9 protein-coding genes are annotated in these 11,476 nt (G+C 53.9%); 2 read left to right on the top strand and 7 right to left on the bottom strand.

Annotated features, from left to right (window positions below; genetic code table 11):
- Nucleotides 1-95: 95 nt before the first annotated feature.
- The 5 genes from hemG to AC2FC2_RS10300 all read right to left on the bottom strand — a co-directional run bounded on the left by hemG (nucleotide 96) and on the right by AC2FC2_RS10300 (nucleotide 5,397).
- Entirely contained in the window at nucleotides 96-629 is a 534-nt protein-coding gene (hemG, locus tag AC2FC2_RS10320; RefSeq protein WP_265556371.1) for a menaquinone-dependent protoporphyrinogen IX dehydrogenase, read from the bottom strand.
- Nucleotides 630-651: 22 nt separating this feature from the next.
- Nucleotides 652-2,103 carry a Trk system potassium transporter TrkH gene (trkH, locus tag AC2FC2_RS10315; protein ID WP_012004734.1) on the bottom strand — a complete coding sequence of 484 codons (1,452 nt, stop codon included), beginning with the start codon at nucleotides 2,101-2,103 and terminating at the stop codon, nucleotides 652-654.
- Between the two features lie 34 nt (nucleotides 2,104-2,137).
- Complete coding sequence (locus AC2FC2_RS10310) at nucleotides 2,138-2,752, bottom strand: IMPACT family protein (protein WP_209637660.1); 615 nt, start codon at nucleotides 2,750-2,752, stop codon at nucleotides 2,138-2,140.
- Nucleotides 2,752-4,083, bottom strand: a complete 1,332-nt coding sequence (gene pepQ, locus AC2FC2_RS10305) for a Xaa-Pro dipeptidase (protein ID WP_209637662.1) — start codon at nucleotides 4,081-4,083, stop codon at nucleotides 2,752-2,754. Before pepQ ends, AC2FC2_RS10310 begins: the two co-directional genes overlap by 1 nt.
- A 117-nt stretch (nucleotides 4,084-4,200) precedes the next feature.
- Nucleotides 4,201-5,397, bottom strand: a complete 1,197-nt coding sequence (locus tag AC2FC2_RS10300) for an MFS transporter (protein ID WP_265556377.1) — start codon at nucleotides 5,395-5,397, stop codon at nucleotides 4,201-4,203.
- Nucleotides 5,398-5,630: 233 nt separating this feature from the next.
- Here AC2FC2_RS10300 and fadB point away from each other — a divergent pair, with 233 nt between their 5' ends.
- Together fadB and fadA are read left to right on the top strand one after the other, a co-directional pair.
- Entirely contained in the window at nucleotides 5,631-7,820 is a 2,190-nt protein-coding gene (gene fadB / locus AC2FC2_RS10295) for a fatty acid oxidation complex subunit alpha FadB (RefSeq protein WP_265556378.1), read from the top strand.
- 10 nt (nucleotides 7,821-7,830) lie between these two features.
- Nucleotides 7,831-8,994: an acetyl-CoA C-acyltransferase FadA gene (gene fadA / locus AC2FC2_RS10290; RefSeq protein ID WP_209637668.1), complete on the top strand. Its 1,164-nt coding sequence runs from the start codon at nucleotides 7,831-7,833 to the stop codon at nucleotides 8,992-8,994.
- Between the two features lie 171 nt (nucleotides 8,995-9,165).
- On the opposite strand, the gene fre is transcribed toward fadA, so the two are convergent.
- Entirely contained in the window at nucleotides 9,166-9,867 is a 702-nt protein-coding gene (gene fre / locus AC2FC2_RS10285; protein WP_209637670.1) for an NAD(P)H-flavin reductase, read from the bottom strand.
- 50 nt (nucleotides 9,868-9,917) lie between these two features.
- Nucleotides 9,918-11,438, bottom strand: a complete 1,521-nt coding sequence (gene ubiD / locus AC2FC2_RS10280; RefSeq protein ID WP_209637672.1) for a 4-hydroxy-3-polyprenylbenzoate decarboxylase — start codon at nucleotides 11,436-11,438, stop codon at nucleotides 9,918-9,920.
- Nucleotides 11,439-11,476 lie beyond the last annotated feature (38 nt).

Genomic DNA, 11,476 nt, shown 5'->3' with positions numbered 1-11,476 from the left:
TATAGGGAGTTCTCAGAAGGCCGCAACCCCTAAATGCAAAAAACTTTTCAAGCGCGTTTTTTTTCAACAAAGCGCTGAACAAGTCAGCGCTTTCGTCACTTTTCATACTGAATTTGCCCAAACTCCTGAGCAAAACGGTCCACCATTTGCCAATCGGTATACTCAACTTCTTTACTGGTATCTGTTTCGCCGCCTGTCATACGCATAATAAGTTGGATCATGACGCGATCGAACCAGCGATAACGCGGATAGCGTAGTGCACCGGCAAACACGACACACTGTTTTGGCTGCCAGGGTGAGGACAACAGAAACTTGCGGGTATAAGCATTGGTCTGAGGCGAACGCTTGTCCGCCTTGCGCGCTGTCAGGTTGACACTAAAGAATGCACTTGGCATCTGGTTCAGCTGCTCGGCATGTTGCTTAACAAACTTAGCCAGCGTCGGATGGAAATGGCCATAGCGTATTGAGGCACCGATCAACACCTGCTGATACTGGTTAAGGTCAACATCATCCGCTTGTTGCAAGTCAATCACATCGCAGCGCAAGGTGTCCTGCAATTTGTTTGCTATATAAGAAGCGATAGAGCGTGTTTGCCCATCGCGGCTGGAATAAAGAATCAGTGCCTTCACGGCGTTACTCCTTCTATCAGGATCATTCGCGCCAGAACGTCGGCGTAAACAGAACCAGTAGTGTAAAGACTTCAAGGCGCCCGAACAGCATTGTCAGAACCAGGATCCACTTCGCCGGCGCAGGCATAGTCGTAAAGTTATCCGCCACCACCCCCAACCCCGGCCCCAGATTGTTCAACGTCGCGGTTACTGCAGCAAAAGCAGAGAAATCATCAACGCCGGTAGCAATGATGGCCAGCATGCTGACGATAAAGACCAACGCATAAGCCGAGAAGAAACCCCATACCGCTTCAAGGATACGTTCCGGCAACGCCCGGTTACCCAACTTGATGGTGTAAACAGCATTGGGATGCACCAACCTTTTGAGCTCACGTGAACCTTGTAGATACAGTAACAAAATACGGATCACTTTCAGCCCGCCACCTGTTGAACCGGCACAGCCACCAATAAATGCAGAGCACAGCAACAACATCGGCAGGAATAACGGCCATTTGGCAATGCTGTCCGTGGTGAAACCCGCCGTTGTCGCCATCGACACGACTTGGAAGAACGCCTGGTTGACCGTTTCCATACCGGTTTTGTATACACCATGCCCCCATAGCACCGCGGTACACACCACCACCAGCGTCAGTTGCACAGCAATAAACATACGGAACTCAGGATCGCGCCAATAGACTTTCAGGCTGCGGCCACTCAGTAAGGCAAAGTGCAAACCGTAGTTACAACCAGAGATAAGCAGGAAAATAGCAATAATGGTGTTAATGGTAGGACTGGCGTAATAACCGATACTGGCATCATGGGTAGAAAACCCCCCAATGGCGATAGTAGAGAAGCTGTGGCCGATGGCGTCGAATACCGACATGCCCGCCCCCCACAACGCCAATGCGCAGGCGATAGTCAGTAACACGTAGATCAGCCACAGAGTTTTAGCTGTTTCTGCAATACGCGGACGCATCTTGTTGTCTTTCAGCGGGCCGGGCATTTCTGCACGGTATAACTGCATGCCGCCGACGCCAAGGATTGGCAGTATCGCGACTGCCAACACGATGATCCCCATCCCACCCATCCACTGCAGCATCTGGCGGTAGAACAAAATGGCTTTTGGCAGTGAGTCCAGCCCCACCAGCGTGGTGGCACCTGTCGTTGTTAAGCCGGAGAAGGATTCAAAGAAAGCGTCGGTCAACGACAGGTTGGGCCGTTCCGAGAATAAAAATGGTAATGCCCCCACGCTGCCCAGCACGGTCCAGAATAGCACCACGATCAAAAAGCCTTCGCGTGGCTTCAACTCATGCTTTTGTTTGCGATTGGGCCACCACAGCATCAACCCAATGGTCACCGCCACAAAGAAGGTCTGGCTGAATGCCCGCCCTGCCCCATCGCGGTAAATCAATGCCACCAGACCAGGAATAAACATCGTCCCGGAAAACAGGATGACCAACAGACCAACGATACGGGTTATAGCGCGAAAATGCATTTCAGCACGATCCTTAGCAATTCAGTTGGGGGAATTATTGCGAAATGGGGGTTAATTGCAAATTACCGCGACTGAGATCACGTAATTTATTCCCAAACGCTTCAACCACGGTTACCGGTAAGGTCAAATGCAGCAGGACGGAAGCACCATACTCCCCCTGCACAATCCGCCCTTCTAATTGCTGCAACAAATTCTCTACCAATGCCAACTGCGCATAGTCGCATTGCAAAGTATATTCGGCCTGCGGGATCTTGTAACTGACGGCTAACTGCTTTAATGCTTGCTGCACACCACTGCCGTAGGCGCGTACCAACCCCCCCGTACCTAACTTGATACCGCCATAGTAACGTACTACCACTGCGGTGATTTCCCCTATACCACTGCCCATCAACTGCGCAAGAATCGGTTTACCCGCAGTACCGGAAGGTTCCCCGTCGTCGGAAAACCCTAACTGTTGTGAGTCAGTCGGAGGCCCGGCGACAAATGCCCAACAATGATGACGGGCTGTCGGATGTTCATCACGAACCTGCTGGATAAACGCCTTGGCCTCATCAACCCCGCCAGTCGGTGCCAGCAGGGTGATAAAACGACTCTTCTTTATTTCTTCGCTGACGCTAACGGGGCCTGCAGGGATCGGATAAGGCTGCATCAGGCCAGGTTCAGATCACGTGTCATGTTCTCGATACGCTTTTCGTGGATCACGATATTGTCTTCAATACGGATACCACCATAAGGTTTCAGAGCATCGATGCGATCCCAGGCAAAGTGCTGGCTGAATTCGCCGCTACGCCATGGCGCTAACAGTGACTCAATAAAATACATGCCCGGTTCAATGGTCAATACCATGCCCGGTTGCAATACACGGGTGCAACGCAGGTACGGATATTTGGATGGTGCAGCCAAGTGAGTGCCCTGTTCATCCTGCATGAAACCCGCAGAGTCATGTACCTGCAGACCCAGTGGATGGCCCAAACCATGTGGCAAGAACGGCGTAGTCAGCCCCTGCTCTACCATGGCCTCTTCACTTATGCCACTCACCAGCTTGTGACTCTTGAGTAATTTGGCGATGCGTTGATGCATCTGAACATGGTAATCGGTGTAGCGTACGCCCGCTTTGATGGTATCCATCAACGCCAGTTGTTCGTGGTTGAGATCTTTTACCAGCTGAGCGAAGTCACTGCCGCTCTGGCCTGCGTAAGTTCGCGTCAGATCAGCGGCGTAGCCGTTATATTCCGCACCGGCGTCAATCAGGAAACTCAGCACGTCGGCCGGAGGCTGGTGATCCAGCGTGGTGTAATGCAGCACCGACGCATGTTCATTCAACGCGACAATGTTGTCATAAGGTACATCGGTGTCACGATGCCCAGTTGCCGTGAGGTAAGCCAGGTTGATATCAAACTCGCTCATACCCGAAAGGAAAGCTTCATGGGCAGCGCGGTGCCCCATCACTGCGGTTTTCTGCGCCTCACGCATGCAGGCCAGTTCATAACCGGTTTTGATTGAACGATGGAAGTCGAGGTAGTTCAACACGGCTTTCGGGTTGATGTTTTCCGCAGAGATGCCGAGATCGCGAGCACGCTGTTGTGCATAGCCAATATAACCCACACGTTCACGCTGGGCAGGCAATTGCTGCCCGATGTCATCGGCATTGGCCAGCGGCATCAACTCAACGGATTTGGTCCAGAAACTCTCAGGCAATGGCTCAACACTGTGCCAATAATCGACCGGCGAATAGAACCACAGCTTTGGTTTGTTAACGCCGTCTACCCACAGCCAGCAGTTTGGAACTGAGGTAACCGGCACCCAGGCTTTAAAATGCGCATTCACTTTGAACGGGTAACTGCGGTCATCCTGGAAAATCCGTTGCAGTTCTCCAGAGTGGATCAGCAGCGCGTCCAGTTTATTGCGCGTTAACACTTCACGTGCCCGTTTTTGCAGCTCTGCCAGGTGGTCGTTATACAAAGAAGCCAATGTTTCCATCACAATACCCTTTTACATACCATTAGAACGGAATGCCTCATCTTAGCACACCGTTCCAACGCACCAACCTCATCACTTCGGGCATGCGGGGCGGTTCGCAAATCGTTGTAAACGTCGTTACATCCGTAGCTTAACAATTAGCCAGGCGATCAGACCAAGCAACGCGATCGCCATAGTCCACAGGCCGTGATGTTCGAGAAAAACCGCGCCGGCAGCAGCAATACCCGCCAGACACTGCTGTAGAAAACCACACAACGCCATGGCATAGGCACCCTGTTCTTTGGCATCGCTGACGGCCATCGCCATGCTATTAGGAAACAGCACCGCCTGGCCAAAAATCGTCAGGCAATACAGCGCGATGAAGATCGTCATACCGGAAAGCCCAATCAGCACATCGCTCCACCACAGCAGCATAATCGCGGCGGTTGTTACGGCGACGATGCGCGTCCCCACCTGCATCAGCCGTTTACCGCCAAAGCGTGCTACCGTCCGGTTTACTGCCATTGCTCCGGTAAAGTAAGCCACGCCGACCACCAACCCCAACGCGCCAAAAGCGGTAACGTTCAGACCAAACCCCTGCTGCATGATGAACGGGCTCACCTCCTGCAACGTTACCGTGGTAGCAAACCCCAATCCGCCGACAATGGCTGGCCACAAGAACCCTGGGCGACGCAGAATGTGCCAATAGGTTGCCGCCATAACCGGACGCTGGCTCCCAGAACGACCCGCTTCCAGCGGTAACGTCACCATCAGCAACAGGATCGCCAGCCCGGTCAGCCCCATCAAGATAAAGCCCATTTGCCAGTGTGAATACTCGCTTAGCAACCCGCCAATAAACTGCCCGCCACCCAACGCGGCGATAAAGGCTATCGACAGTACCGAGAGGCGCCTTGCCAACTCATCACCACTCCAGTTATCACGAACGATAATGCGCGCAATGATCGCAGCACCACCGGCGGCAACCCCCTGCAGCGCCCGCAGCACCAATAACTGAGTGCCGTTACTGCAAAACGCCAGCAGTACGCTGCAACTGATAAATATCCCCAAAGACAATGTCAGCGGTAAACGTCGGCCAAAGCGATCGGCCGCAGCGCCCCAGAACAATACCGGCAGGGCAGCACCAAGCACGAATATGGATATCGAAAGCTCGGTGGCGCGGCGCGTCATCGCCAGTTCCTGCATCACCGTCGGTAATGAAGGCAAATACACCGTCGTCGCCATTTGCGCCATAAACACCAGCAGACAGGCCAGCGTCATGGTTCTGGCAGGAATACTCCAGAAACCACTGTGTTTTACACATACCGCTTTACTCATTTCTCACCTCTGCTTGGATAACACCCTGCACCGGCAAGTCTATGAGGGCTTTTACACTCCGACAAATCACCATAATGCATAAAATATAATTTAGTTTTAAATCATCAACCTACCTCAGAGCCATGTGATCCGCCCTGCAAATATGCAATCTCTCATTTGCATATTGTTAACATAAAAACCACACTCCTCATCATCTGGTCATACCAGATCAAACGCTGATTCAGGAGATAGACATGCTCTACCAAGGCGAAACATTACAACTGCACTGGCTCGACAACGGCATCGCCGAGTTGGTGTTCAATGCCCCAGGTTCTGTAAACAAGCTTGATACTCGCACCGTTGCCAGCCTGGGCGAAGCGCTCGCGGTGCTGGAAAAGCAGACTGAGCTGAAAGGCCTGCTGCTGCGTTCCACAAAAGCCGCATTTATTGTCGGCGCCGATATCACCGAATTCCTTTCACTGTTTGCTGCCCCGGCTGAAAAGCTGCAGGAATGGTTGGTCTTTGCCAATAGCATCTTTAACCGGTTGGAAGATTTGCCGGTACCGACCCTTTCGGCCATTAACGGCTATGCGCTCGGCGGCGGCTGCGAATGCATTCTGGCTACTGACTTCCGCATCGCTTCACCGGATGCACGCATCGGCCTGCCAGAAACCAAACTGGGTATTATGCCGGGCTTCGGCGGCTCTGTTCGTCTGCCGCGCCTGTTGGGTAACGACAGCGCACTGGAAATCATCGCCGCGGGTAAAGATGTCAGTGCCAAAGACGCACTGAAGGTCGGCCTGGTGGATGCGGTGGTCGCACCGGAAAAGTTGGTCGACGCTGCCCTTAAAATGTTGCAGCAGGCGATTGACGGCAAACTGGACTGGCGCGCCTATCGTCAGCCTAAGCTTGAGCCGCTGAAACTCAGCCCAATCGAAGCTGCCATGAGCTTTACTACCGCCAAAGGCATGGTGATGCAAACTGCCGGTAAACATTATCCGGCCCCGATGACTGCGGTCAAAACCATTGAGGCTGCGGCCAAGCTGGGCCGCGATGAAGCGCTGAAATTGGAGACCGCCAGCTTTGTGCCATTGGCGCGTTCCAAAGAGGCTCGTGCGCTCGTCGGTATTTTCCTTAACGATCAGTTTGTAAAAAGCCAGGCGAAGAAGCTCGCGAAGAACGTTGAAGCACCGAAGCAAGCTGCGGTGTTGGGTGCCGGTATCATGGGTGGCGGTATCGCCTACCAGTCCGCGCTGAAAGGCGTACCGGTGATCATGAAAGACATCAGCGACAAATCCTTGACGCTCGGCATGAATGAAGCCGCCAAGCTGCTTAACAAGCAGTTGGAACGTGGCAAGCTGGACGGCATGAAGATGGCTCAGGTGCTGTCGACCATTCAACCGACGCTGGATTATGCGGGTATCGAACGTGCGCAGGTGATCGTCGAAGCCGTTGTCGAGAATCCGAAGGTTAAGGCTGCGGTACTGTCCGAAGTGGAAAGCCTGATCGGCGAAGATGCCGTCCTGGCGTCTAATACGTCGACCATTCCAATTAACCACTTAGCAAAATCCTTGAAGCGCCCGCAAAACTTCTGCGGTATGCACTTCTTTAACCCGGTACATCGCATGCCACTGGTAGAAATCATCCGTGGCGAGCAGACCAGTGACAGCACCATCGCTGCCGTAGTGGCTTACGCCAGCCGCATGGGCAAAACGCCAATTGTGGTTAACGACTGCCCAGGGTTCTTCGTCAACCGCGTGTTATTCCCGTATTTTGCCGGTTTCAGCATGCTGCTGCGCGACGGTGCGGACTTCCGTCAAATCGACAAAGTGATGGAAAAACAGTTTGGGTGGCCGATGGGCCCAGCTTATCTGCTCGACGTCGTCGGTATCGATACGGCACACCACGCTCAAGCGGTCATGGCCACAGGCTTCCCAGAGCGCATGAGTAAAGATTACCGCGACGCCATTGATGTAATGTTCGATAACCAGCGTTTCGGTCAGAAAAACCAGTTGGGCTTCTATCGCTACAGCCAGGACAACAAAGGCAAGCCGCGTAAAGACAACGATGAGCAAACTGATGCGTTGCTGGCGACCGTCAGCCAACCGCGCCAGACCATCAGCGACGAAGAAATTATCGCTCGGATGATGATCCCAATGATCAATGAAGTGGTGCGCTGCCTGGAAGAAAACATCATCGCCAGCCCGGCCGAGGCCGACATGGCATTGGTCTACGGTATCGGTTTCCCTCCATTCCACGGCGGGGCGTTCCGTTATCTGGATACGCTGGGCACCAGCAATTATGTAGAACTGGCGCAACGTTATGCACATCTTGGCGCCCTGTATCAGGTGCCTGCCGGCCTGCGCGCCAAAGCTGAACGCAATGAAAGCTACTACCCGGTGGCAGCGCCGCTGTCTGATGTCTCCACTGGCCAACCGGCATGAGGTCATAAAGATGGAAAACGTAGTTATTGTTGATGCCGTACGCACGCCGATGGGCCGCTCTAAGGGCGGCGCCTTCCGCCAGGTACGTGCCGAAGATCTTTCCGCCCACCTGATGCGCGCGGTACTGAGCCGTAATCCGTCACTGGATGCGGCCGAAATTGACGACATTTATTGGGGTTGTGTACAGCAGACCCTGGAGCAAGGTTTTAACATCGCCCGTAACGCCTCATTGCTGGCCGAGATCCCGCATACTGTACCTGCGGTTACCGTTAATCGGCTGTGTGGTTCTTCCATGCAAGCGCTGCACGATGCAGCACGCGCCATTATGGTGGGCGACGCACATGTCAGTTTGATTGGCGGCGTAGAGCATATGGGCCACGTACCCATGAACCACGGTGTGGATTTCCACCCAGGTTTGAGCCGCAGCGTGGCAAAAGCTGCCGGGATGATGGGCCTGACCGCCGAGATGCTGGCCAAGATACACAATATCAGCCGCCAGATGCAGGATGAGTTCGCCGCACGCTCGCACCAACGCGCGCATGCCGCCACCTTAGCCGGCTATTTCAAGAATGAAATCATCCCAACTACCGGGCATGATGCCGACGGTGTACTGACCCGTTATGACTTCGACGAAGTGATTCGTCCAGAAACGACCGTCGCCAGCCTTGCTGCATTGCGCCCGGCATTCGATCCCGTCAACGGTACAGTGACGGCCGGTACCTCTTCGGCATTGTCCGACGGTGCATCCGCCATGCTGTTGATGAGCGAATCACGTGCCAAAGCGCTCGGTCTGAAAGCCCGTGCCCGTATACGTTCGATGGCCGTCGTCGGCTGCGACCCATCCATCATGGGTTATGGGCCAGTGCCTGCCAGCAAACTGGCGCTGAAACGCGCTGGACTGACCGTGCAGGACATTGATTTGTTCGAACTGAATGAAGCCTTTGCCGCCCAGTCGCTGCCTTGCATCAAGGATCTGGGGTTATTGGACAGCATCGACGACAAGATTAACCTGAACGGCGGTGCCATTGCTTTAGGCCACCCGTTGGGCTGCTCAGGCTCACGCATCTCGACCACACTGCTGAACAACATGGAACGCCGTGACGTGCAGTTTGGTCTGGCGACCATGTGTATTGGTTTGGGCCAGGGGATCGCTACCGTCTTTGAACGCGTTTAGCTGTGTCTACTTGGGATGACTGCGTCACTTTTTAAACCGCAGCATCCCACCACGTTTAGTTGCCGTACTTCCCGCCTGTCAGGGGCGGGTTTTTTTATGCCTGTTATTCACCGGCCCCCAAATAAAAACGGGGCGGCCACCGGCCACCCCGCTTTCCGCCTATCCCGCAGATCAGATAAACGAGAAAGCATCCCCGAACATGTGCGCTTCCAACGCGCCACGTTCGGCACAGAAACGCTCGCGAGCGATTTTTGCCATTTCGAAACGCCCGGCAATATAAATATCGTGCTCCGCCAGGGTACCGAAATCCTGCAATACCGCGCTGAGCACAGTGCCACTACGGCCACGCCAGTCTTCTTCCGGTTGCTCAACTACCGGGATCACTTTCAGATTAGGGTGTTGCACCGACAGTGCTTCCAGCTCACTCAAATCATACAGGTGCTTGAGCTCACGTCCGCCCCAATAGATAGAGATATCGCGATTCGGCTGTTGCTCCAACGCGGCCAACAGAATCGAGCGAGCATAGGAGAAACCTGTACCACCGGCAATCAACACCAGCGGACGGCTGCCTTCCTGACGCAACCACGCGTCACCGTGTGGCATATCAACGGTAATCGCCTGTTCTTTCAGAATGCGATCCATCACCGCCATGGCGTACAGATTCAGTTCCGAAGCGCCGATGTGCAGCTCAATATAGTCCTGCTCTGTCGGGGTCGATGCCAGTGAGAACGGACGCTTGTCACGCTCATCCATCACCACCATCAAATACTGCCCTGCCTTGAAAGAAAACGGCGCCTCTGGCACCAAACGTACCCGATAAACCGTATCGGTAATGGCCTCTACGGAGGTCACTTTACAGCTCAATATTGTCATGCGTTCCCTCTGTCGGGTCATCAATGCAAAACTGAGAACAAAGCCTGTCGCTATAGCGTCGGTTCTCTGTCACTGAAAATTGCAAGCTCATCCCAGATGTCATCGATACGCGCACGCACCTTTTCATCCATCTGAATCGGACGGCCCCATTCGCGCTGGGTTTCACCCGGCCATTTATTCGTGGCATCCAGCCCCATCTTCGATCCCAAACCGGAAACCGGCGAGGCGAAGTCCAAATAGTCGATCGGCGTATTTTCCACCATAACGGTATCCCTTGCCGGATCCATTCTGGTGGTAATTGCCCAGATCACATCATTCCAGTCGCGTGCATTGACGTCATCGTCACAGACGATAACGAACTTGGTGTACATAAACTGCCGTAGGAATGACCAGACCCCCATCATTACGCGTTTGGCATGACCGGCATACTGTTTCTTGATAGTCACCACCGCCAGGCGGTAAGAACAGCCTTCAGGCGGCAGATAGAAATCGACAATTTCCGGGAATTGCTTTTGCAATATAGGCACAAATACTTCGTTCAACGCCACGCCTAACACCGCTGGCTCATCCGGCGGACGGCCAGTGTAGGTCGAGTGATAAATAGCGTCGCGGCGTTGAGTGATGTGGGTGACGGTGAAGACTGGGAAGTGATCTATCTCGTTGTAGTAACCGGTATGATCGCCATAGGGACCTTCCGGTGCCATTTCACCCGGCTCAATATAACCTTCCAACACGATTTCCGCACTGGCAGGTACTTCCAGGTCGCAAGAGATACACTTGACCACTTCGGTCTTATTGCCGCGCAGCAGCCCGGCAAAGGCATATTCAGACAGGGTATCCGGCACTGGCGTCACTGCACCGAGAATAGTGGCAGGGTCCGCACCTAAGGCAACGGCAACCGGGAAACGCTCCCCGGGATGCGCCTGGCACCATTCAAGATAATCCAGCGCGCCGCCGCGATGCGACAACCAGCGCATGATGACTTTATTCTTGCTCAGTACCTGTTGGCGATAGATACCCAGGTTTTGCCGTTCTTTCTGCGGCCCGCGGGTAACGGTCAATCCCCATGTGATGAGCGGCGCAGCATCTTCCGGCCAGCAGTGCATCACCGGGATACGGCTGAGATCGACATCATCGCCCTGCCATACCTGTTCCTGGCAAGGTGCTGAACCCAATACCTTGGTCGGCATGTTCAACACTTGCTTGAACTTCGGCAGCTTATCAAACAGATCGCGAAAGCCCTTTGGTGGCTCTGGCTCTTTCAGGAACGCCAGCAATTTGCCGACTTCGCGCAACGAGCTGACATCCTCCTGCCCCATACCCATCGCAACGCGATTGGCGGTGCCGAACAGATTGCACAACACCGGCATGTCGTACCCCTTGGGGTTTTCGAATAGCAGCGCCGGGCCGCCCGCACGTAAAGTACGATCGGCAATTTCTGTCATTTCCAGATAGGGATCAATCGGCTGGCTGATGCGTTTTAGTTCCCCTCTCTTTTCCAGCAACGAGAGGAAATCGCGTAAGTCACGGTATTTCATGCTGATCATTATAACGGCCAGTGAGGAGGGCATTATAAGCCCTCTTCACGGTTGTTGCTGCACTTTTGTTA

This window comes from Serratia sp. CoH_122_TC_1 (assembly GCF_058191755.1).
Note: the sequence above shows the minus strand (reverse complement) of the source record. Positions and strands in the feature narration are given on the sequence as shown.